The sequence below is a fragment of the Rhodococcus sp. WB9 genome (genome assembly GCF_007558985.1).
GTDB lineage: Bacteria > Actinomycetota > Actinomycetes > Mycobacteriales > Mycobacteriaceae > Rhodococcus_F > Rhodococcus_F opacus.
In genome coordinates, this window is record NZ_CP041769.1 from 1,283,307 (window position 1) to 1,302,080 (window position 18,774).

General features: G+C 66.4%; 19 protein-coding genes. 11 read left to right on the forward strand and 8 right to left on the reverse strand.

Features of this window, described 5'->3' with window-relative positions; genetic code table 11:
* Nucleotides 1-83: 83 nt before the first annotated feature.
* The 9 genes from FND50_RS06185 (at nucleotide 84) to FND50_RS06225 (ending at nucleotide 8,950) form a co-directional block, all read left to right on the forward strand.
* Nucleotides 84-1,301, forward strand: coding sequence for a cytochrome P450 (locus FND50_RS06185; protein ID WP_144285141.1), 1,218 nt, complete (start codon nucleotides 84-86; stop codon nucleotides 1,299-1,301).
* Nucleotides 1,302-1,364: 63 nt separating this feature from the next.
* On the forward strand, nucleotides 1,365-1,925 hold the full coding sequence (locus FND50_RS06190) for a TetR/AcrR family transcriptional regulator (RefSeq protein WP_007300914.1): 561 nt from the start codon (nucleotides 1,365-1,367) through the stop codon (nucleotides 1,923-1,925).
* 5 nt (nucleotides 1,926-1,930) lie between these two features.
* Entirely contained in the window at nucleotides 1,931-3,157 is a 1,227-nt protein-coding gene (locus tag FND50_RS06195; RefSeq protein ID WP_144285142.1) for a cytochrome P450, read from the forward strand.
* Nucleotides 3,150-3,935 carry an SDR family oxidoreductase gene (locus FND50_RS06200; protein ID WP_144285143.1) on the forward strand — a complete coding sequence of 262 codons (786 nt, stop codon included), beginning with the start codon at nucleotides 3,150-3,152 and terminating at the stop codon, nucleotides 3,933-3,935. Before FND50_RS06195 ends, FND50_RS06200 begins: the two co-directional genes overlap by 8 nt.
* Complete coding sequence (locus FND50_RS06205) at nucleotides 3,932-5,284, forward strand: cytochrome P450 (RefSeq protein ID WP_005262924.1); 1,353 nt, start codon at nucleotides 3,932-3,934, stop codon at nucleotides 5,282-5,284. Before FND50_RS06200 ends, FND50_RS06205 begins: the two co-directional genes overlap by 4 nt.
* The gene (locus tag FND50_RS06210; RefSeq protein ID WP_144285144.1) at nucleotides 5,284-5,502 is read left to right on the forward strand and encodes a ferredoxin; all 219 of its coding nucleotides are present in this window, start codon (nucleotides 5,284-5,286) and stop codon (nucleotides 5,500-5,502) included. The genes FND50_RS06205 and FND50_RS06210 overlap by 1 nt, the downstream gene beginning before the upstream one ends.
* Nucleotides 5,499-6,077 (forward strand): nuclear transport factor 2 family protein, encoded by a 579-nt coding sequence (locus tag FND50_RS06215; RefSeq protein ID WP_144285145.1) that lies wholly within the window; start codon nucleotides 5,499-5,501, stop codon nucleotides 6,075-6,077. The genes FND50_RS06210 and FND50_RS06215 overlap by 4 nt, the downstream gene beginning before the upstream one ends.
* Nucleotides 6,071-7,327, forward strand: coding sequence for a hypothetical protein (locus tag FND50_RS06220; RefSeq protein ID WP_144285146.1), 1,257 nt, complete (start codon nucleotides 6,071-6,073; stop codon nucleotides 7,325-7,327). Before FND50_RS06215 ends, FND50_RS06220 begins: the two co-directional genes overlap by 7 nt.
* A 12-nt stretch (nucleotides 7,328-7,339) precedes the next feature.
* Entirely contained in the window at nucleotides 7,340-8,950 is a 1,611-nt protein-coding gene (locus tag FND50_RS06225) for an acyl-CoA synthetase (RefSeq protein WP_144285147.1), read from the forward strand.
* Nucleotides 8,951-8,993: 43 nt separating this feature from the next.
* Here the strand turns inward: FND50_RS06225 and FND50_RS06230 are convergent, their stop codons facing one another.
* From FND50_RS06230 to FND50_RS06240, 3 genes are all read right to left on the reverse strand, one after another.
* Nucleotides 8,994-9,659, reverse strand: a complete 666-nt coding sequence (locus FND50_RS06230; RefSeq protein ID WP_144285148.1) for a GNAT family N-acetyltransferase — start codon at nucleotides 9,657-9,659, stop codon at nucleotides 8,994-8,996.
* A 102-nt stretch (nucleotides 9,660-9,761) separates the two neighbouring features.
* Complete coding sequence (locus tag FND50_RS06235) at nucleotides 9,762-10,247, reverse strand: nitroreductase family deazaflavin-dependent oxidoreductase (protein ID WP_144285149.1); 486 nt, start codon at nucleotides 10,245-10,247, stop codon at nucleotides 9,762-9,764.
* Between the two features lie 9 nt (nucleotides 10,248-10,256).
* On the reverse strand, nucleotides 10,257-11,420 hold the full coding sequence (locus FND50_RS06240) for a steroid 3-ketoacyl-CoA thiolase (protein WP_144285150.1): 1,164 nt from the start codon (nucleotides 11,418-11,420) through the stop codon (nucleotides 10,257-10,259).
* A 160-nt stretch (nucleotides 11,421-11,580) separates the two neighbouring features.
* On the opposite strand from FND50_RS06240, the gene FND50_RS06245 reads away from it, so the two are divergent.
* Together FND50_RS06245 and FND50_RS06250 are read left to right on the forward strand one after the other, a co-directional pair.
* Nucleotides 11,581-12,837 (forward strand): cytochrome P450, encoded by a 1,257-nt coding sequence (locus tag FND50_RS06245; RefSeq protein ID WP_144285151.1) that lies wholly within the window; start codon nucleotides 11,581-11,583, stop codon nucleotides 12,835-12,837.
* A 96-nt stretch (nucleotides 12,838-12,933) separates the two neighbouring features.
* Nucleotides 12,934-14,190 (forward strand): erythromycin esterase family protein, encoded by a 1,257-nt coding sequence (locus FND50_RS06250; protein ID WP_144285152.1) that lies wholly within the window; start codon nucleotides 12,934-12,936, stop codon nucleotides 14,188-14,190.
* A gap of 9 nt (nucleotides 14,191-14,199) precedes the next feature.
* On the opposite strand, the gene FND50_RS06255 is transcribed toward FND50_RS06250, so the two are convergent.
* From FND50_RS06255 to FND50_RS06275, 5 genes are read right to left on the reverse strand one after another with little or no spacing between them, the layout of a single operon-like run.
* Entirely contained in the window at nucleotides 14,200-14,613 is a 414-nt protein-coding gene (locus tag FND50_RS06255; protein WP_144285153.1) for a nuclear transport factor 2 family protein, read from the reverse strand.
* A 10-nt stretch (nucleotides 14,614-14,623) separates the two neighbouring features.
* On the reverse strand, nucleotides 14,624-15,487 hold the full coding sequence (locus FND50_RS06260; protein WP_005262910.1) for a TIGR03619 family F420-dependent LLM class oxidoreductase: 864 nt from the start codon (nucleotides 15,485-15,487) through the stop codon (nucleotides 14,624-14,626).
* A 14-nt stretch (nucleotides 15,488-15,501) separates the two neighbouring features.
* Complete coding sequence (locus tag FND50_RS06265; protein WP_144285154.1) at nucleotides 15,502-16,677, reverse strand: thiolase domain-containing protein; 1,176 nt, start codon at nucleotides 16,675-16,677, stop codon at nucleotides 15,502-15,504.
* Nucleotides 16,677-17,741 (reverse strand): thiolase domain-containing protein, encoded by a 1,065-nt coding sequence (locus FND50_RS06270; RefSeq protein WP_005563778.1) that lies wholly within the window; start codon nucleotides 17,739-17,741, stop codon nucleotides 16,677-16,679. The genes FND50_RS06265 and FND50_RS06270 overlap by 1 nt, the downstream gene beginning before the upstream one ends.
* 12 nt (nucleotides 17,742-17,753) lie before the next feature.
* Nucleotides 17,754-18,734 (reverse strand): Zn-ribbon domain-containing OB-fold protein, encoded by a 981-nt coding sequence (locus FND50_RS06275; protein ID WP_144288989.1) that lies wholly within the window; start codon nucleotides 18,732-18,734, stop codon nucleotides 17,754-17,756.
* Nucleotides 18,735-18,774 lie beyond the last annotated feature (40 nt).

Consider the following 18,774-nt stretch of genomic DNA (forward strand, 5'->3'; position numbering starts at 1 on the left):
GGTCCAGCATAAGGGCTTCCATTATAAATGAAAGTGTGTAGTTTAAGACGCATCCCATTCGTTTATCGATCGAGGAGCAGTGTATGACCGCGTCTCGGATTGATCTCAAATCCCCCGACGTCTACGCGGAAGGGGTCCCCTACGCGTTCTTCGACCATCTGCGGGCGAGCGAACCCATCTATTGGCAGCCCGAGGAGAACGGCTCCGGGTTCTGGGCGGTGACCAAGCATGCCGACGTCGTCGCCGTGTCCCGCGACAGCGCGACGTTCTCGTCGGCGGTGGGCACCACCCAGATCGACGATTTCGACGAGCAGACCCGCGCGAAGCAGGCCGCCATGCTCGTCAACCTCGACCCTCCCGACCACACCCGGCTCCGGCAGCTCGTCAGTCGCGGATTCACCCCGCGCACGGTCAAAGTGCTCGAGGCGCACATCCGCGACATCTGTGCGCGGATCGTCGATCGGCTTCTCGACGCACGCGACGTCGACTTCGTTCCCGAGGCGGCAGCGCCGTTGCCGCTCGAGGTCATCGCGGCGCTGCTGGGTGCGCCTGCCGGGGACGTCGACAGGCTCTACGACTGGTCCAACCGGATGATCGGCTTCGACGACCCCGAGTACGGCACCACCCAGGCCGACGGTGAGATGGCCGCGGCGGAGATCTTCCTGTACGCCAACGAGCTTGCAGCACAGCGCCGCATCGAGCCACGCGACGACATCGTCACCAAGCTCGTGCAGCCGGACGGGAACGGCGACACGCTCACCGAGATGGAATTCAACATGTTCTTCGTCCTGCTCGTGGTGGCGGGGAACGAAACGACGCGCAACGCGACCGCCGGTGGGATGCAGGCCTTCATCGATCATCCCGATCAGTGGCGACGACTGCAGTCCGAGCCGGAACTGGCTGCGAGTGCGGTGGAGGAGATCCTGCGGTGGGTGACCCCGGTGATGGACTTCCGGCGAACCGCCACCCGGGACGCCTACATCGGCGATCAGTTGGTCAGGGCCGGCGACAAGGTGGTGATCTACTACCCGAGCGCCAACCGGGACGAGGACGTCTTCGACGAGCCGTACCGGTTCGACATCGGCCGGAGCCCCAACCCGCAGATCGCGTTCGGCGGTAGCGGGGTGCACTTCTGCCTCGGCGCCCACCTGGCGCGGCTCGAATTGAAGATCCTGTTCGAGACTCTCGCCGCGCGGATCGACCGGGTGGAACCCACTGGCCCGGTCGCCCGGCTGCGGTCGAATTTCATCAGCGGCATCAAGACGATGCCCGTGCGAATTCACCCGCGCAGTCCGGTGTGAGAGTCCGATTTTCGTTGCCAGTCGCCGGTAACTGTAGTAGCGTCCAGACACGTGTCCAGTAGTATGAATTTCGAGTCCACCCGCCGCCGTCTGACCGAGAAGCAGGCCGATACCGTCGACCGCCTCACCAAAGCGGCAGTCGAAGTACTGCGTGAAGAGGGATTCGCGGGACTCACCGTTCGCTCGGTGGCCGGCATCGCCGGGGTCGCGCCCGCGACGGCCTACACGTACTTCTCGTCCAAGGAGCACCTCGTCGCCGAGGTCTTCTGGCGGCGTCTCGCCGCCTCGCCGCAGCCGGTGGACGAGGGACTCGATCGCACTGGACGCGTGGTCGCCGTGCTCCGTCACATCGCTCTCCTGGTGGCGGACGAACCCGAACTCGCCGGAGCCGTCACCAACGCGCTGCTCGGCCGCGACCCCGACGTGGAGCACCTCCGCGCCCGCATCGGGCTGGAGATCCGCGACCGGCTCGCCACCGCACTGGGCGACGGCCACGATCCCGACGTCCTCGAGGCACTGGAGCTGCTGTACGCCGGCGGCCTGGTTCGCGCGGGAATGGGATACGGGTCCTATGCCCAATTCGCCGATCGACTCGAAACTTCCGCCAAGCTGATTCTGGAGTAGATGCCATGACCGCAGCCTCGATGCCCGGGGTGTCACACAATCCGGTGACGTTCAATCCGTACGACTATGGCTTCCACGAAGATCCGTACGTCACGTATCGAAGACTGCGGGAAGAGGCCCCCCTCTACTACAACGAGGAACTCGACTTCTGGGCGTTGTCCCGGCACGAGGACGTCGTCGCGGCGTTCCGCGACAACCAGCGCCTGTCGAGCGCGAACGGGGTGTCGCTCGACCCGGCGGCGTACGGACCGCACGCCCACAAGACGATGTCCTTTCTCGCGCTGGACGATCCGCGGCACATGCGGATGCGGCAGTTGGTTTCCCGCGGCTTCACGCCGAGGCGGGTGAACGAACTCGAGGGGCGGATCCTGGATCTGACCCGGCAGTACCTCGACCCGGCGCTCGCGGCGGGCGAGTTCGACTGGATCGCCGAGTTCGCCGGCAAACTCCCGATGGACGTGATCTCGGAACTGATGGGGGTGCCGGAGGCCGACCGCGTGGAACTCCGCCGGCTCGCCGACCTCGTGGTGCACCGCGAGGAGGGCGTTCTCGACGTGCCCCACGCCGCGATGGAGGCGTCGCTCTACCTCGTCGGCTACTACGCCGACATGCTGGCGGAGCGCCGCAGAAAGCCGACCGAGGACCTCACGTCCGCACTGCTCGAGGCTGAGATCGACGGCGACCGGCTCACCGACGACGAGATCATCGCGTTCATGTTCCTGATGGTGGTGGCAGGCAACGAGACCACCACCAAACTCCTCGGCAACGCGCTGTACTGGGGTTTCCGCTATCCGGGCGAGGCCAGGCACGTCTTCGAGGATGCGAGTCGAGTGTCGGAGTGGGTGGAGGAGACCCTGCGTTTCGACACGTCCAGCCAGATGGTCGCCCGGACGGCGTCCGTCGACCTGGACTTCCACGACCGGACGATTCCCGCCGGCGACAAGGTGCTGATCCTCATCGGCTCCGCGAACCGCGACTCGGCGGTGTTCGAGGACGCCGACGAATACCGGATCGGCAGGGACACGTCCAACAAGCTCGCGAGCTTCGGCGGCGGCACCCACTTCTGCCTCGGCGCCCACATGGCCAGGCTCGAAGCGCGAATCGCGCTCACCGAACTCGTCTCCCGCATCGACGACTACGACATCGACGAGGCGAACAGTGTGCGCGTCCACTCGACCAACGTGCGCGGTTTCGCCACCCTCCCCATGAAAGTGCAGGTCCGCGATGCCTAGGTTCGAGCCCAACCCGCAGCGACGCCCGTCGGTCGTCGCCGGGGCCTCTTCGGGAATCGGCACGGCGACGGCCTATGCGCTGGCCGAGGCCCGTCACCCCGTCGCGCTCGGTGCCCGCCGGGTGGCCGAATGCGAGGAGATCGCGGAGAAGATCCGCAGCAACGGGGGAGAAGCGTTCGCGCAATACCTCGACGTCACCGACACCGCATCCGTCGACGAATTCGTCACCGCGGCGGAGAAAGCGCTCGGCCCCACCGAGATCGCGTTGTCGGGGGCAGGCGACCTGGAGTTCTCCGTCGCACACGAGATGGACCCCGAACAGTTCCTGGGCCAGGTCAACGTTCACCTGGTCGGGGCGCAGCGTCTCGCGCACCGCCTCCTTCCCGGCATGATCGAACGCCGGCGCGGAGATTTCATCCTGATCGGATCCGATTGCGCCGACACCCCCCGGCCCCGGATGGGCGCCTACAACGCCGCGAAGGCCGGCGTCGAGATGATGGGCCGGCAGATGCGAATGGAACTGGAAGGCACCGGTGTCCGGGCATCGGTCGTGCGTCCGGGCCCCACCCAGACATCCATGGGGATGAACACCACCGAGGAGGTCATCGGACCCGTCCTCGAAGACTGGGCGAAATGGGGATTCGCCCGGCACTCGTACTTCCTGCGCGCCTCCGCGATCGCCGACGCCGTCGTCGCCGCCGTCAGTGCGCCGCGCGGCGCACACCTGGTGCTGATCGAAGTGCAGCCCGAGGCGCCCCTGCGAAAGGATGGAGAATGAACCTGGCTACCCCGCAACGTGTGTCCGGCGGTGAGCACGAGCACGGACATCTCGAAGAATTGCGCACCGACCCGATCGCGCTGATGCGCCGCGTCCGGGAGGAGTGCGGCAACGTCGGTGTCTTCCAGCTCGCCGACAAGAAAGTGGTGCTGCTGTCCGGCGCCGAAGCCAACGAATTCTTCTTCCGCTCCACCGACGAGGATCTCGACCAGCAGGCCGCCTACCCGTTCATGAAGCCGATCTTCGGCGAGGGGGTCGTGTTCGACGCGAGCCCCGAGCGCCGCAAGGAGATGCTGCACAACCAGGCGCTGCGCGGCGAGCAGATGAAGGGCCACGCCGCGACGATCGCCCACGAGGTCGACCGCATGGTGGCGCAGTGGGGCGACGAAGGGGAGATCGACCTCCTCGAATTCTTCGCGGAGCTGACCATCTACACGTCCTCGGCCTGCCTGATCGGCACGAAGTTCCGGGAGCAGCTCGACGGGCGATTCGCGCACCTCTACCACGAGCTCGAGCAGGGCACCGACCCCATCGCATACGTCGACGCCTACGCCCCGATCGAGAGCTTCCGTCGGCGGGACGAGGCGAGGGTGCAGTTGGTGGCCCTCGTCCAGGAAATCATGAACGGGCGCATCGAGAACCCCCCTCAGGGCAAGGAGGATCGGGACATGCTCGACGTGCTCGTCTCGATCAAGGACGAGGACGGCAACGAGCGCTTCACGGCGGACGAGATCACCGGCATGTTCATCTCGATGATGTTCGCCGGGCACCACACCACGTCCGGCACCGCGGCCTGGACCCTGATCGAGCTGCTGCGGCACCCGGACTACGCCAAGCAGGTGGTCGCCGAACTCGACGACCTCTATTCGGACGGCTCCGACATCAGTTTCGGGGCGCTCAGGCAGATCCCGAAACTCGAAGCGGTGCTGAAGGAGACGCTGCGGTTGCACCCGCCGCTGATCATCCTGCTGCGCGTCGCGCGGGGCGAGTTCGAGGTCGGCGGCTACCGGATCGCCGAGAACGACCTCGTGGCGGCCACGCCCGCGATCTCCAACCGGATCGCGGAGGATTTCCCGAACCCGGACACGTTCGATCCCGAGCGCTACATCGACCCCAACCAGGAAGACATCGTCAACCGCTGGACGTGGATTCCGTTCGGCGCAGGCAGGCACCGCTGCGTCGGGGCCGCGTTCGCGCTGATGCAGTTGAAGGCGATCTTCTCGATTCTCCTGCAGGACTGGGAGTTCGAGATGGCGCAACCCTCCGAGACGTACCGCAACGATCACAGCAAGATGGTGGTGCAGCTGCAGCAGCCGTGCACGGTGAGGTACCGGAAGCGAAGCACGTGATGAAAGTCGAAGCCGATCTCGACCTGTGTCAGGGTCATGCCGTGTGCGAGATGGAGGCACCCGACGTCTTCGTCGTCCCGAAGCAGGGCAAGGTCGAGATCCTCGACACCGACCCACCCGAGAACCTGCGCGCCGAAGTCGAGAGCGCCGTGCGTTTCTGCCCGACCCAGGCCCTGCGGATCCTCGCGGACAACGACTCCGAAGGAGATACCCGATGACACAGTTCGATCGAAGGATCGGCCCGGCGGTGCAGTTCGATCGTGCGGAGCTCGACGAGATGGTGCAGCGCTGGGTGGACGAGAACAAGCGGTGCGAGTCGCTCGGCGACTGGAAGCCGCTCGCCGAGATGTACACCGAGGACGCCACGTACGGATGGAACTACGGGCCGAAGGACGACTTCATGGCCGTGGGCCGCGACGAGATCCGCGACCTGGCGCTCGGCCAGGAAATGGACGGGCTCGAGGGCTGGCAATACCCTTACCAGCAGTTCGTCATAGACGATCGCAGCGGCGACGTCATCGGATTCTGGAAGCAGGTGTCCGAACGCACCCGCGACGACGGCACGCACTATCAGGTCACCGGAATCGGCGGCAGCTGGTTCCGGTACGGCGGCAACTTCCAATGGTCCTGGCAGCGTGACTTCTTCGACTTCGGCAACGTCTCGAGCCTGTTCCTCGAGATGATCACGAACAACGCGATGTCCGACGGCATGAACGCGCGGATCCAGCGCGCGACGTCCGGTCGGCTGCCGGGGTGGTATCCGGTCGGCACGGCCCCGGTCCCGCTGTGGTGAGTACGGTGAAGGTTCCGGCGTCGTTCGCCGATCTGTCCCGCGAGGATCTCGCGATTCTCGTTCCGGAACTGCTCCTGTGCGGTCATCTCATCGACCGCTCCGGTATGCCGCACCTGATCGGGGCGTTCGGTCGCGAGGGCATGACGCAGGTCGCGATCGAGGAGTGGATGGCGTCGAGCCCCCTCTACACGCGGCGGATGCAACGCGCGCTGGGATTCGAGGGCGACGGCGTCGTGACGATCTTCAAGGGTCTGCAACTCGACATCGGTGCGCCGCCCCAGTTCATGGACTTCCGGTACCGCGTCACCGATCACGATCACGGCGAGTTCTGGCTGGATCACTGCGGGGCGTTGATGGACGTCGAACCGATGGGCGACGAGTACGTCACGGCGATGTGCCACGACATCGAGGACCCGACGTTCGACGCCACCGCATTGGCGACCAACCCGCATGCGCAGGTGCGTCCCGTGCACCGTCCGCCCCGCAGGCCTGCGGACCGGACACCGCACTGCCTCTGGACGGTCACCATCGACGACACCAACGTGCCACCCCCGATTCCGGAAGGACTGGTGACGGTGGGGAAGTCGCGGGCGGCGACAGTCGAGTTGTCGCCGATCGACACCGGCGGGCCGGGGCAGCACGACTACGCGGGCGCGCTCCTCGACGACCTGCGGTTCCCGGACTTCTCCCATTCGGCTCTGACTCGGATGGCGGAGGAGGTGTGCGTGCAGCAGCACCTGCTGACCCTCGGTTTCCTGCTCGCGGTGCGGGCCCGCACCGATGCCGAATCCGCGCTCGACATCGCCCGCAAGCAACTCACCGGCATCGCCGGCCTCACGTCGGAGCGGATCCGGATCGCGCTCGGACTGCCCGCGGACCTCGAGGGCCTGGCCGTCGTCCTCGCCGTGCATCCGGCGTTCAACCCCCGTCAGTACGTGGACGTCACGGTCACGCTCGGCGACCGCATGCTGCTGACCCTCGGCAGGGACTGCGGAGCCGGGGAAGACGGGGCGTGGCCGTCCATGATCGACGCCGAGCACCTCGGGCCGTTGACTGCGCTCGTGCGCGGGGTGTCGCCGCGGTGTGCGGTGCAGGTGGTCGAGGAGACGGATGCGGCGCTGACCGTGGAGATCGTGATCGGTGAGCCGCCCGCCAAGGAGGCACCCGAGGTGGCGCTCACCCGGTTCAGCACGGGAGCCGACTTCGCGTTCACCGATCGAGGAATACCCCTACCACTCACAGTCGTCTGAGAGGACGCCCCCGTGGCCTACAACCTTGCGGACCTCTTCGAGCATTCAGTCGACGCGATGCCGGAACGGGTGGCGCTGATCTGCGGCGCCCGTCGCGTCACCTACCGCGAACTGGAGGACCGCGCCAACAGGCTGGCCCACCACTTCCTGGACGTCGGGCTGACCGTCGATTCGCACATCGGCGTGCACCTGCACAACTCCATCGAGACCATGGAGACATTGCTGGCGGCGTACAAGATTCGTGCGGTTCCGGTCAACATCAACTACCGCTACACCAGCGACGAACTCGCCTATGTGTACGGCAACGCGGAACTCGACGCCGTGGTCCACCATCGGATCTACGCGCCACGCATCGCGGACGTTCTGCCCTCGCTGCCGCGGATCCGGCATACCGTCGTCGTCGAGGACGATCTCGGCGGCGCCGGTGTGCCCAGCGACTCGGTGCCGTACGCGGAGGCACTGTCCGGCAGTGGCGACCGGGACTTCGGCGAACGCAGCTCCGAAGACCTGTTCATCATGTACACCGGCGGCACCACCGGACGTCCCAAGGGTGTGGTGTGGACACACGAGGCGATTTGGCGCGTCCTCGCGGGCGGTCTCGACTTCTACACAGGTGACGCGATCGACGACGAGTACCAGCAGTCGCGCGTCGGGTCGCAGGGGGAGCCGACTCTGTGGTTCGCGTTGCCGCCGTTGATCCACGCGGCCGCGATGATGCCGACGTTCACCGCGCTGTTCAGCGGGAACACCGTGCTGCTGGAATCGAAGTTCGACGCCGCCCGAACGTGGGAGCTCGTCGAACGGCACAAGGTACAGATCCTGATCATCACCGGCGACGCGATGGGGCGGCCGCTGATCGAGGCGCATCAGCCGTCGCGCACCGACACGTCGAGTCTGGGGGTGGTGGCATCCGGGGCCGCGCTGTTCTCGCCGGTGATCAAGGACGCCTTCCTCGACGCGTTCCCGGGACTGCTGGTTTCGGATTCGATCGGCGCGTCGGAGACAGGTTTCGGCGGAATCGGTTTCGCGACTAAGGGTGAGAAGCAGGTGGGTGGGCCCCGGGTGCCTGCCGGACGGTACGCCCTGGTGATCGACGAGGACGACGTTCCCGTCGAACCGGGGTCGGGGAAGGACGGCTGGTTCGCGAAGGGCGGGTACGTCCCGCTGGGCTACTACAACGACCCGGAGAAGACGCGGGAGATCTTCCGGGAGGTCGACGGGCGACCGGTCGTCGTCACCGGCGACCGCGCGCGGATCGAGGCCGACGGATCGATCACCCTGCTCGGCCGCGGCAACATGGTGATCAACACCGGCGGCGAGAAGGTGTTCGCCGAAGAGGTCGAGAGCGCGGTGAAGGCGTACCGCGACGTCTACGATGCCATCGTCGTCGGCGTCCCCGACGAACGGTGGGGGCACCGGGTCTCGGCGGTGGTGCAGGCGCGCGACGGGCGGGGCGTCGACTTCGCCGGACTCGAGGAACACGTGCGGCAGAGCCTGGCCGGCTACAAGATTCCGCGCCTGGTGTGGGTGGAAGACACCGTCCAGCGCACCCCGAGCGGCAAGCCCGACTACCGCTGGGCCCAGGGCCTCACCACACAGCGCGACCCCGACCACCGCACGTGAGTGGCGAAGCGCGCTCCCGCACGCTTCGCCACTCACGTGCGGGTCAGGCGGGAGCGCGGACGACCAGGACAGTTCCCGGGAACTCTGCGGCGAGTTCCTGACGGCTGTGCTTCACGGCCGCGGTGCCGTAGCCCTTCTTCCTGGCGTCGGGGGAGATCCAGATGGCGACGTCGACCTCGCGTCCCGACAGCTCGCCGAACACCATGCCGACGGCCGTGTTCTCCGCGGTGTCCTCACACACGAACCACGCGGCGGACTCGTCGTCGACACGGCTCAGGCCTTCGGTGCGTTCCTTCTCGACCCGCTCCTCGGACCACTGCGTGCCCGCGTCGTCGACCTGCTCGACGCAGCGGCGCCGGAACAGTTCGGCGTCTTCCTCGGTCTCGGTGAACGGACGGAGGCGGAAGTTCCGCCCGGTGCTCGCCGGCCGGTCCGTCGACGTCCACTCGAGCGTGGCGTCGAGGTCCTTCAGTTCCGTCTGGATGCGGAGCCGTTCGACCTTGGTGAGACGGCGGAACGTCAGGTTGAGGACGGCTTCCGCGTACGCCTCGGACGTGTCGAGGAGTCCGGCGACGGTGGTGAGGGCCTCGGCGTGGTCCTCACTGTCGACGATGGCGTCGAGAACCTCGTGGCGCTGCTCGAGTGCACGCAGCAGGACCGCGGTGAGCTCTCGACGGTCGTGGATCCGATCTTGAACCTGTGTACTCATGTCTGCAATTCCTCGCCCTCGGCCGTCGTACAAGTCCGTACGCGTCAATACTGCAAGAAGTCCTCCGACATGGCACCCGTTACCCGGCGGTACATACACGCGCTATCGGGGGTCGCAGACCACGACGGGGATCGTGCGGTCGGTCCAGGCCTGGTAATTGTCGAAATCCGGATACATGTCGACGAGCCGCGGCCACAGGCGCGCACGTTCCTCGGGATCCGCCGCGTGGGCGGTCATCGGCCGCGCCCGCGACTTCACCTGGACGGTCACCTCCGGATTCGCGCGCAGGTTGAGGTACCACATCGGGTGCTTCGGGAGGCCGCCCTGCGAGGCGACGAGGATGATGCGGTCGCCGTCCTCGAGGAAAAGCAGCGGGCTGATCCTCGGCTCGCCGCTCTTCCGTCCGGTGGTGGTGAGCAGGCAGACGGGCAACCCGCGGGGGAAGGCACTACCCACCCGCCACTTGCTGCCCAGTCGCCCGCCCGTCCGCCGGTACAGCACGACGTTGATCTTCGACATCCACTTGATGAAGGAGACCGTCCACTTCGAGTCGAGGCCGGGCGGTCGGGCGGCGGCGGGTGCGTTCATCGGCAGATCCTAGATCCGCTCGATGATGGTGCCGGTGGCGAGCGCGCCGCCGGCACACATCGTGATCAGTGCCGTCGACCCGTCGGTGCGCTCGAGTTCGTGCAGCGCGGTGGTGATGAGTCGAGACCCGGTGCTGCCCACGGCATGTCCGAGTGCGAGCGCACCGCCGTTGACGTTGACCCTGTCCATGTCGGGCTTGTGCACCGACCCCCACGACAGCAGGACCGACGCGAACGCCTCGTTCACCTCGAACAGGTCGAGGTCGCCGATCTTCATACCGCTGCGTTCGAGGACGCGCGCCGTGGCCTGGACGGGTCCGTCGAGGTGGAATTCGGGTTCGGAGCCGACGAGTGCCTGGGAGATGATGCGGGCCCGGGGCTTCAGACCGAGGGTGCGCGCCCTGGCTTCGTCCATCAGCATGACGGCGGCGGCGCCGTCGGAGATCTGCGAGGACGTGCCCGCCGTGTGGATGCCGCCCTCGAGAACGGGCTTCAGCTTGGCGAGCGACTCGGCGGTGGTATCGCGCAGACCCTGATCGCGCGTCACCACCCGGGTCTCCCCGGTGAGGTTGCCTTCCTTGTCCACCACGGGTGCGGTCACCTGCAGCACTTCCCGGTCGAAACGCCCTTCGTCCCACGCCTGCTTGGCGCGTGCCTGCGAACGCACTCCGAGTGCCTCGACGTCGGCGCGGGTGATTCCGCGGCGACGGGCGATGCGCTCGGCGGCCTCGAACTGGTTGGGCATGTCGATGTCCCAGTCGGCGGGCCTGCGCGGGCCGGCGTTCTCGCCGACGTTCGCGCCGAGCGGCACCTGGCTCATCGCTTCGATGCCGCAGGCGATTCCGACGTCGATCGCGTCGGTGGCGATCAGGCCTGCGATCAGGTGGTTGGCCTGCTGGGCGGAGCCGCACTGGCAGTCGATCGTGGTGGCGCCGACCTGCCAGGGCAGTCGGGCATGCAGCCACGCGGTCCGGGTGATGTTGTTCGACTGCGCCCCGGCCTGGGTGACGCAACCACCGATCACCTGCTCCACCAGTTCGGGGTCGATGCCGGAGCGGTCGAGGATGCCCCGCTGAGCGGCGCCGAGGATCTCGGCGGCGTGCAATCCGGACAGCCAGCCACCGCGCTTTCCGATCGGGGTGCGTACTGCCTCGACGATTACTGGTGTGCCCACGGTGGGCTCCTTTCCTTGTCCTCAGAAAATAGAACAGGTTCTGCTGTCCGGGCAAGGTCTGAATGAGCTTTCCTTTGCTAGTCGCCTGGCTTGTGCTTCAATGCTAGTAGAACGTGTTCCACATCACGGAGTGGTGTATGGCTTAGGGCAGGAGACAGCAGTGGCGCAGCCCAATCTTCCAGAGGGTTTCGACTTCACCGACCCGGACATCTACGCAGAGCGCATCCCGTACCAGGAATTCGCCGAACTGCGGAAGACTGCCCCGATCTGGTGGAACCCGCAGCCGCCGGAGATCGGTGGCTTCCACGACGACGGCTACTGGGTCGTCAGCAAGCTCGAGGACGTCAAGGAGGTGTCGCGGCGCAGCGATGTCTTCTCCACACACGAGAACACCGCGATCGTGCGCTTCGCCGACGACATTCCGCGCGAGAACATCGAGATGCAGCGCTTCATCCTCATCAACAAGGACGCACCCGAGCACACCAAGCTCCGCAAACTCGTCTCCCGCGGATTCACACCCCGCGCGATCAACAGCCTGCGCGAAGAACTCACCGAGCGCGCCGAGAAGATCGTGAAGGAGGCCGCCGAATCGGGTGCCGGCGACTTCGTCACCCAGGTGGCGTGTGAGCTTCCGCTGCAGGCGATTGCCGAACTGCTCGGTGTGCCGCAGGAGGATCGCCTGAAGGTCTTCGACTGGTCGAATCAGATGACGGGCTACGACGACCCGGAACTGGACATCGACCCGCAGGCCGCGTCGATGGAGATCCTCGGCTACGCGTACCAGATGGCGGACGAGCGCAAGAAGTGCCCCGCCGACGACATCGTCACGACGCTGATCGAAGCGGACATCGATGGAAATGAGCTGTCTCCAGAGGAATTCGGTTTCTTCGTGATCCTGCTGGCGGTTGCCGGCAACGAGACCACGCGCAATGCCATCACACACGGCATGATGGCGTTCCTGGACCATCCCGATCAGTGGGAGCTCTACAAGAAGGAGCGCCCCAAGACGGCGGCGGACGAGATCGTCCGGTGGGCGACCCCGGTCAACTCGTTCCAGCGCACCGCACTGGAAGACACCGAACTCGGCGGAGTGCAGATCAAGAAGGGGCAGCGAGTCGTAATGCTCTACGGCTCGGCGAATTTCGACGAGGACGCGTTCGAGAACCCGGAGAAGTTCGACATCATGCGGGAGAACAACCCGCACGTCGGATTCGGTGGAACGGGCGCCCACTTCTGCCTCGGCGCCAACCTGGCGCGACTCGAGATCGACCTGATCTTCAACGCGATTGCGGATCACCTGCCCGATATCAGTAAGCTGGGAGATCCGCGACGGTTGCGCTCGGGCTGGCTCAACGGTATCAAGGAGTTTCAGGTCGATTACAAGACTGCGTCAGGCGGTTGCCCGGTCAGACACTGACCCCCTGATTCAGCGGCGTCGGAGGGCACCCTCATCCTCTCCGACGCCGCTGTTCTCTTTCGCCGACGTGGTGTCCGAGGGAATGTGGGAGCCACCATGACTGTGCAGTCCATCGTGGATGACGCGGGTGCCGTCTTCTCGGCACCGGGAGACCCGACCGTCACCGCTGCCCTCGGCGCCTTCCTCCGTCGCCTGGACTCCGCGCCCCGCCTCCTCGGGTTCGGCGAGCCCATGCACGGGGAGGAGAGTTTTCTGCAGCTCCGCAATCAGATGTTCCAGTTCCTCGTCGAACACGAGGGCTATCGCTCCATCGCGATCGAAAGCAGTTGCCTGAAAGGGATACTCGTCGACTCATTCGTGCGGGGTGCGGACCGCCTGCCACTCGACGACGTCATGGAGCACGGTTTCAGCCACGGTTTCGGTGAGTCCCGGGCGAACCGCGACCTGGTCGGATGGATGGCCGAATACAACCGTCGGCACGAGCCGGGCGAGCAACTGAGATTCTTCGGATTCGACGGCCCCATCGAGATGACGGCCGCGGACAGCCCGAGGCAGGCCCTGACCTTCCTCGACACCTACCTGCGGACCCACCTCGGCGAGGAGGACCTGCCCTGCACTCCGGACAGGATCTCCGCACTGATCGGCGACGACGACCGCTGGAGCAACCCGGCCGTCGCGATGGACCCGACCCAGGCCGTCGGTGCCACCCCCGAGGCCGTCGAGTTGCGTCTCATCGCCGCCGACCTGATGACGCTTCTCGCGTCGCAGGCGCCTCACCTCCTCGCCGAAGGCACGCGGGACGAATTGTGGGAGGCCGAGCTGCACGGTCGCATCGCCACCCGCCTGCTCAGCTATCACGCAGGAATGGCGGAGAACTCTCCACGCCGCATCGCCCGGCTCCTGGGAATCCGCGACACTCTGATGGCGGACAACCTGTCCGCGCTCGTGCAGAGGGAGGCCGATCGAGGCCCGACGTTCGTCTTCGCTCACAACGGCCACCTGCTGAAAGGTGAAACCCACTGGGATCTCGCCGGACTGCATCTGCACTGGTGGTGCGCCGGCGCCCACCTGGGTGTGTGGCTCGACGACGCTTACGCGGTCATCGGTGGGGCCGTCGGGCAGGCGCCCGGCCACGGCATCGGACAGCCGCCACCCGACACCGTCGAGGGCCGTCTCTTCGCCGTCGGGGAGAGCTGTCTCGTGCCGGCCGCGCCGGTGGCGCGCAGGACAGGAGACGTGGAGAAGCGTGCCGACCCGTCGGACAACTCCACGTATTTCCCGCTGGAGCCCGCCGGCCTCGGCGAACTCGACGCGATCCTGTTCCTCCGGCACATCGACGCCGCCGGCACGTGAGCCGGGCGCTCAGACCTTGCGCAGTGTCTTCATCGCCCGCTCGACCTCCCAGAAGGCCCGCAGGGACGTGATCTTGCCGTCCTCGTTCACGCGGTAGATGAACACGCCCTCGGCGTCGATCCGAGATCCCGCCACCGTGGACCGGATGGTCCCGATGTTCACGTTCTCGTTCCCGCACACCAGTGAATCGGTGATGATGAACTCGAGCGATTCGGTGGTCGCGATCGTCATGTCGTAGAACCGCGAGATCGCGTCGAGGCCGTGGTGACCCATGCCTTCGGGGTCGAAACCCGAAGGGCCGACCGGGTCTTCGACGCACGCGTCCTCGGCGAACAGGGCCAGCCACTCATCCTTGCGCCTGCCGCTGGCCGCCTCGCGGGAAGCCTGCCCGGCGAGGCGGGCAGGATGATCCGTCGTCGTCATGTCCACACCCCTATCCGATGTACTGGTCGGCGAACTTGCGCAACGATTCCTGCTTGGCGTCGAGCGGTCCGTCGAAGCCGATGCCGTCGAAAACCCACGGGACGACGATCGTGTCGGTCACTCCGGCATCTTCCAATTCGGCGTAGCCGTCCTTGCCGAAACGGTCGATGCACACGGTCTGGATCTCGTAGGGCAGATCGGCTCGGCCGTACTCCTCCCGGAGTTCCCGCAATCGCGCGATGACCTGAACGAGATCGTCGAACTTGATCATCGCGGACGTCCAGCCGTCGCCCACCCGGGCGGCGCGTCGTAGCGCGACGTCGGTGTGTCCGCCGACGTAGAACGGCACCGGCTTGGTCGGCGCCGGGCTCATCTGCAGGCGGTCGAAGTCGAAGAACTCACCGTGGTACTCGACCATGCCGCCGCCGAGGATCAGCTTGATGACGTCGATCATCTCGTCGACGCGCGCACCGCGCTTCTTGTACGGCACGCCACACCATTCGAATTCCTCCGGTGCCCAGCCGATCCCGACGCCGAACCCGAAACGGTTGCCGATGAGGTTGGCGACCGAACCCACCTGGCGGGCGAGAAGGACCGGGTTGCGGGAACCCAGTTTGAGGACCTGGGTGTAGAACTCGATCTTCGACGTCACCGCGCCCATGGCCGCCGCCGCGATCAGCGGATCCACCCACGGGGTTTCCTCGTTCCACATCCGCGAGCCGTCCGGTGTGTACGGGTAGTCGGCGCTCTGCTTCTCCATGAAGAACAGTGAGTCGGGAAGTGCGATGGACGAGAACCCGCACTCCTCGGCTGTTTTCGCCAGGGCAGGCAGTTGATCGAGGGGATTCATGGCGATGCCGACGGTGAACTTCATGGTGATGTCCGCTCCTAGTTGTTCGGCCGGTCGGAACCGACCACCCACATCGAGAAGTACTGCGAACCGCCGCCGTAGGCGTGGCCGAGTGCCTTGCGCGCGTCCTTCACCTGATGGTCGCCGGCGCGGTGCATCACCTGCATCGCCGACTCGGCAAACCGGATCATGCCCGAGGCGCCGATGGGGTTGGACGACAGGACACCGCCGGACGCGTTGAGCGGAAGCCGGCCGCCGAGGGCGGTCTCGCCCGCCTCGGTCAGTTTCCAGCCCTCGCCCTCGGAGACGAACCCCAGATTCTCGAGCCACATCGGTTCGAACCAGGAGAAGGGGACGTAGATTTCGGCCACGTCGATCTCGTCGAGCGGATCCTTGATGCCCGCGGCCTTCCACAGCGCGGCCGCGGCGTCCCGGCCGGCCTGCGGATTCACCTGGTCGCGTCCCGCGAACGTGGTGGGCTCGGTGCGCATCGCGGTGGCGTGGATCCAGGCCACCTCACGACCGTCCGCCGTGACCTGCCCGGCCGCCTCCTCGTTGCCGATCACCATCGCGCAGGCGCCGTCCGAGGACGGACACGTCTCGTCGTAGCGGATGGGATCCCACAGCATCTGCGAGGCCTGCACGGATTCGAGCGTGATGTCGGGTTGCTTGAGATGGGCGTACGGGTTGAGGCTGCCGTTCAGCCGGTCCTTCACCGCCACCATCGCGCCGATGTGATCGGGTGCGCCCGACCGCCGGATGTACGAGCGGACGTGCGGGGCGAAGTAGCCGCCCGCGCCCGCACCGACCGGCATGTGGAACGGAATGGGGGTGGACAGCGCCCACATGGCGTTCGACTCGGACTGCTTCTCCCACGCCACCGTCAGTACCCGCTTGTGCACCCCCGACTTCACGAGGCTCGACGCCACCACCGCGGTCGAACCGCCGACCGAGCCTGCGGTGTGCACACGCAGGAGTGGTTTGCCGTTGGCGCCCAGCGCGTCCGACATCGCAAGCTCCGGCATCATCGACCCCTCGAAGAGGTCGGGGGCCTTCCCGATCACGACCGCGTCGATGTCGTTCCAGCCCACCCTGGCGTCTTCCATCGCGCGGTCGATCGCCTCGCGAACCAGCCCCGCCATGGACACGTCGTGCCGCTTCGCGACGTAATGCGTCTGACCGGTGCCGAGCACCGCGGCCAATTGATTCGCCATCAGTTGCGTCCCTCCAAGACTGCGACCAAATTCTGTTGCAGCACAGCACCACTCGTAGCGTGCGCCAGCGTGCGCCCGGCGTTGCCGTCCATGATGGCCTTCGCTGCGTAACCTATGCGTTCCAGACCCGCCGAGAACATCGGGTTCCCGCTCAGCGGGCCGCCCGACGGGTTGATCGCCGTCGCATCGGACAGTCCGATGGCCTCGCGGAGGATCAGTTCCTGATGGGTGAACGGTCCGTGCAGTTCGGCTACGTCGATTCCGCCGACGTCCCCTCCGGTGGCGGCGCGGGCGGACGCCGTCGTCGACGGTGAGACCGTCAGGTCGCGGGCGCCGAAGTTCGGGGAATCGATCCGATGCTCGATCCCGGTGATCCACGCAGGCCGCTCGCACAGCTCACGGGCACGATCGCCCGCGGCGAGCACGACAGCGGCGGCGCCGTCCGTGATCGGTGCGCAGTCGTGGGCGCGCAACGGGTCCGCGACGAACGGGCTGGCGAGCAGCGCGTTGATGTCGACGTGCCCCGACAGCTGGGTGTTCGGATTGCTCTCCGCCGCTGCCCGGCTGCGCGCGGCCACGGCCGCCATCTCCTCGGCCGTCCACTTTCCGGCGTCGAGTCCGAGGCGGGCCTGCAGTCCGGCGAGCGACACGGAGTCGAGCGCGAGCGGGGTGACCAGGTAGGGGTCGAGTTGCATCGACAGGATCTTGCGGAGGTTGCCCGCCGACGACTTCCCGAAGCCGTAGACGAGGGCGGTGTCGACCTCGCCGGTCATGATCTTGATCCAGGCCTCGTAGAACGCCCACGCCGCATCCATCTCGACGTGCGACTCGTTGATCGGCGGAACCGCACCGATCGAGTCGACGGCGGAGATGAAGGAGAACGAACGGCCGGCCAGGTAGTCCGAAGACCCGGAACACCAGAAGCCGATGTCGGACTTGGTGATTCCGAGCTCCTCGTACAGCTGCTGGAAGCAGGGAACCAGCATCTCGACGCCGTTGGTGGTGCCGGTGGTCTCGCGCACGTGTGGTGCGTGCGCGAACCCGACGACTGCGATATCTGTCATTGTGCCGCGCCCTTACAGGTGGTGTTTGTAGGTGTCGTACTCGGCGTCGGGCTCGCCCGTCGGCCTGAAGTACTCGATGTTCTCGAGGGTGTAGCCCCACTCCTCGCGCGGCTTCCATTTGGCCTCCACGCGCATGCCCATCCGCACGTCGGCGGCGTCGCAGTCGAGGATCAGGTGCAGGAACGCGATGTCCGCGCCGTCGAGCAGCACGTAGGCGGCGACGTACGGCGGCTTGATCCGCTGTCCGAGGAAGGGGACATTCACGATGCAGAACGTGGTGACGATGCCCCTGTCCGGCAGTTCCACCTGCTCCTTCGTCGGGATGCCGTCGGTGGGGTTGGCGCTGCGCGGCGGGATGTACACCTTGCCGTCCGGTCCGGTGCGGCCACCGATCAGCTTGCCCGCCTTCAACCCTCGGAGGTAATAGCTCTCCTCGGCGGAGGCGGAGTGCATGTAGTCGAGATCGATCGGCGTCGTGACCATCGTGACCGGTTCGGACTCCGCGGACGGGCCGGGTTCGCCGGTCGACTCCCCGGGTTCGAAGCACACGATGTCCTGGATGCGCCCGACCCGCTCCTGCGCCCACCGTGCCCGGACCCGCATGCCCGTGCTCATTCCTGCGGGGGAGTCGACGTCCACCGCGTGCACCAGGGACGTGTCGGCGCCGTCCAGCGTGATCAGCGCCCACGCGAAGGGGGTGGTGAGTGGCTGTCCGGCAATCGGTTCCGGCATCCACGTCCAGCTCACCACGGTCCCGGCGTCGGAAACCCCGACGAAGTCGGTGAGAGGTTCGGCGGTGTTCGGGTCGAATTCGGGCGGCGGGACGTAGACGCGTCCGTCCGAGCCGCGGGCGCCGATGACCTTGCGGTCGCGCAGCGCGGTCACGAAGGCGCCGATGGTCGGACCCACCGATCGGGTGTAGTCGAATTGAAGTTTCAGCGGGGCGCTCAACGGTTCGTTCGAGAATTTTTCGGCCACCGCGCTCTTTCCCATGCTCACAACTTCGAGTAGAACAGGTTCTAGTGTTTGTGGC

Excerpts from the sequence above, each read along its gene's own strand:
- FND50_RS06190 (WP_007300914.1), top strand. The coding sequence starts at position 1,365 with ATGAATTTCGAGTCCACCCGCCGCCGTCTGACCGAGAAGCAGGCCGAT.
- FND50_RS06230 (WP_144285148.1), bottom strand. The coding sequence starts at position 9,659 with ATGAGTACACAGGTTCAAGATCGGATCCACGACCGTCGAGAGCTCACC.
- FND50_RS06260 (WP_005262910.1), bottom strand. The coding sequence starts at position 15,487 with ATGAAGTTCACCGTCGGCATCGCCATGAATCCCCTCGATCAACTGCCT.
- FND50_RS06250 (WP_144285152.1), top strand. The coding sequence starts at position 12,934 with ATGACTGTGCAGTCCATCGTGGATGACGCGGGTGCCGTCTTCTCGGCA.
- FND50_RS06205 (WP_005262924.1), top strand. The coding sequence starts at position 3,932 with ATGAACCTGGCTACCCCGCAACGTGTGTCCGGCGGTGAGCACGAGCAC.
- FND50_RS06255 (WP_144285153.1), bottom strand. The coding sequence starts at position 14,613 with ATGACGACGACGGATCATCCTGCCCGCCTCGCCGGGCAGGCTTCCCGC.
- FND50_RS06270 (WP_005563778.1), bottom strand. The coding sequence starts at position 17,741 with ATGACAGATATCGCAGTCGTCGGGTTCGCGCACGCACCACACGTGCGC.
- FND50_RS06185 (WP_144285141.1), top strand. The coding sequence starts at position 84 with ATGACCGCGTCTCGGATTGATCTCAAATCCCCCGACGTCTACGCGGAA.
- FND50_RS06265 (WP_144285154.1), bottom strand. The coding sequence starts at position 16,677 with ATGGCGAATCAATTGGCCGCGGTGCTCGGCACCGGTCAGACGCATTAC.
- FND50_RS06235 (WP_144285149.1), bottom strand. The coding sequence starts at position 10,247 with ATGAACGCACCCGCCGCCGCCCGACCGCCCGGCCTCGACTCGAAGTGG.
- FND50_RS06215 (WP_144285145.1), top strand. The coding sequence starts at position 5,499 with ATGACACAGTTCGATCGAAGGATCGGCCCGGCGGTGCAGTTCGATCGT.
- FND50_RS06195 (WP_144285142.1), top strand. The coding sequence starts at position 1,931 with ATGACCGCAGCCTCGATGCCCGGGGTGTCACACAATCCGGTGACGTTC.
- FND50_RS06200 (WP_144285143.1), top strand. The coding sequence starts at position 3,150 with ATGCCTAGGTTCGAGCCCAACCCGCAGCGACGCCCGTCGGTCGTCGCC.
- FND50_RS06210 (WP_144285144.1), top strand. The coding sequence starts at position 5,284 with ATGAAAGTCGAAGCCGATCTCGACCTGTGTCAGGGTCATGCCGTGTGC.
- FND50_RS06275 (WP_144288989.1), bottom strand. The coding sequence starts at position 18,734 with ATGGGAAAGAGCGCGGTGGCCGAAAAATTCTCGAACGAACCGTTGAGC.